The following is a 2,323-nucleotide window of genomic DNA, read 5'->3' on the forward strand; positions in this document are numbered from 1 at the left end:
CCCGTCACCCTCTACCGATACGTCGATCCAAACGGAAACTTGCGGGAATATGGAAAACGCGTGCTTGAAATAGCTTAGGGTGTCATTCTGCACTCAGCGGCATTCGACCCCTCTTGGGCAACCACCTTGATGTTACGGTCGTGGTGGATTCACGAAAAGAGGGCCACCAGAAGCTGACAGCCCTCGCCAAGGCTGGTTTCCTCGGGGAGAAGCGAATCATCACCATCGGTGAGGTTGCTGACCGGAAGATGGCCGACATTGAAGACCTGTTCGCCAAAGACGACTATGTAGCGCTCTACAACGCTGCGTTCGGCAAAAAGATCAAGGCAGTGGACCTCAAAGGCACTGACCCCATTGTGCGGCAGATCGCCCGCAATGAAGGCGTGGACCGATACGACCACAATGCCCCAGCGGAGGTTTTGCTGCGTGAACGCGCCAAGCGGGTTGCCTCATTGTCGGACGAGACGTTGAATGCGTTCGAGGCGCTGTTCAAGCGTATCAACGAAACGTTGGCATAGACGGGCGTCGGAATTATGCACATAGAGACGTTGAGCCATGGCGACTTGTCTTGTGAGGTTGAACAAGACAATAGCTGCGCGCAACTCGCTGGGAAATTGAAATACCGCGCCTTCGACGTTGGACGAATTGCAGGGCGCTCGCGAGACGATTTGCGTGCTCAGTTTGCAGCAATCTGCGACTTGATCGACAGTGGAGGCATGGTGCGTCATGGCATCGTAATGCTCGGTTACCACAATAATGTATTCAAAGGAGACGTGTTGCTGGTCGATGGCGAAATCATTGGCGAATGGGTGTCAGATGACGAAGAGTGGTGTCACTTCACTGCAAATGATGCTTCGGAAATCACCTGCAGCGCCCCGTCCCCATGGATGCTCCATGACGCAATTACTGCTTGGGTCGAAAGCTGTAGCAACTCAAAGCAGGTTTGATGTCCGTTTTCGAGCTGCTGCACTGCAGCATCCGGCTGGACGGCGCAGGCCCGCAAAGGGCCGCGTTTTTGAATCAAAGGATCGGTCGAAAATATTTCAGGAGGCTTTAGATCCATCACCGGCTGTGTTTTTGAATTCACTGTCGAACTCTGGGGCACGCTTAAATTTGACCCTTATTGGCGGTACGCTGATGCATGAGGTCAAACACGCAACCCTGTTGTACATGCCAGACACCTTCGTCATCCGGCATCGCAACATCGCCGTCCGCGGTATGCCGGAACGCAAGTATCGCGAACTCTCCCTCAACGTCGCCCTTCAATGTTTGACCACGCATAAAGACGTGTGCTTGAGCTGCTGCCGGTTTCGTGGACAGCAGGTTAAGCTAGCATAGCGCGGGCCTCGAACTCCATGGGGCTGAGATAGCCCAGCTTCGAATGCCGTCTGCGCGGGTTGTAGAAGCGCTCGATGTAGTCGAACGCGTCGGCGCGGGCTTCGTCGCGGGTCCGATAGACCTTGCGGTTGGTCCGTTCGATTTTCAGCGACGAAAAGAAGCTCTCCATGGCCGAATTGTCCCAGACGTTCCCGGCCCGGCTCATGGAGCAGGTGATGCCGTTGTCGACCAGCAGGCGCTGAAACTGCTCGCTGGTGTATTGCGATCCCTGGTCTGAGTGATGCAGCAGCGCATCGGCCTTGCCGCGGCGCCAGACGGCCATCATCAGATCATCCATGACCAGCGTGGCATCGCGTTCGGCCTTCATCGACCAGCCAACCACGCGGCGAGAGAACAGATCCAGCACGACCGCCACATACAGCCAGCCCTGGGCGGTCCAGATGTAGGTGAAGTCGGCCAGCCACTTCTGGTTTGGGTGATCCGCCTCGAAATCCCGGTCGAGGATGTTGTCGGCGATGACCGATCGTTCGCCATCGTCCCCGGGCTTTCCGCGCCGTTTTGGGCGTGCTTTCAATGCGTTCTGGCGCATCAGCCGCTCGATCCGGTGAAGACCGCAGATCAGACCCTCTTCAAGGACATCGTGCCAGACCCGGCGGGCGCCATAGGTCCGGTCGCTCGCCTTGAAGCTCGTGTCGATGGCCGTGACGAGCTTCGCATCAAGGATCGCTCGGTCGCTGAGAGGGCGGTTCAGCCATGCATGGAAGCCCGAGCGTGAGACCTCCAGAACCTTGCACAGCCAGCTGACCGGCCAGATATGCCGGTGCTTCGCGATGAAGGCGAACCTCATGTCGCTTCCCTCGCGAAGAATGCCGCGGCTTCCTAAGAAACAGCCGCGGCCTCGGGAATGGGCGCCAGAGCAAAACCGAGGGTCTTGGCGCGCCGTTGAAGGTTTGAGAGCACGCGTTGCCGATGTCGTTCATCATAG

The 2,323-nt window shown here is 57.3% G+C and carries 3 protein-coding genes and 1 pseudogene; 3 read left to right on the top strand and 1 reads right to left on the bottom strand.

The genetic code is table 11. The annotated features are described in order from the left end of the window. The first annotated feature begins 113 nt into the window (after positions 1-113). The 3 genes from EGN72_RS00335 to EGN72_RS00345 are packed head-to-tail and all read left to right on the top strand — an operon-like array spanning position 114 to position 1,338. Entirely contained in the window at positions 114-518 is a 405-nt protein-coding gene (locus tag EGN72_RS00335; RefSeq protein WP_127044687.1) for a hypothetical protein, read from the top strand. A 30-nt stretch (positions 519-548) separates the two neighbouring features. Beyond that, positions 549-947, top strand: a complete 399-nt coding sequence (locus tag EGN72_RS00340; protein ID WP_233586969.1) for a hypothetical protein — start codon at positions 549-551, stop codon at positions 945-947. Next, the gene (locus EGN72_RS00345; protein WP_127044689.1) at positions 895-1,338 is read left to right on the top strand and encodes a hypothetical protein; all 444 of its coding nucleotides are present in this window, start codon (positions 895-897) and stop codon (positions 1,336-1,338) included. The genes EGN72_RS00340 and EGN72_RS00345 overlap by 53 nt, the downstream gene beginning before the upstream one ends. Here the strand turns inward: EGN72_RS00345 and EGN72_RS00350 are convergent. Continuing rightward, positions 1,325-2,212, bottom strand: a pseudogene (locus EGN72_RS00350) (IS3 family transposase); the annotation flags it as partial. The gene EGN72_RS00345 and the pseudogene EGN72_RS00350 overlap by 14 nt on opposite strands. Between the last annotated feature and the right edge of the window lie 111 nt (positions 2,213-2,323).

The sequence above is a fragment of the Pseudorhodobacter sp. E13 genome, from assembly GCF_003991405.1.
In the GTDB taxonomy this organism is placed as follows: Bacteria; Pseudomonadota; Alphaproteobacteria; order Rhodobacterales; family Rhodobacteraceae; genus Pseudorhodobacter.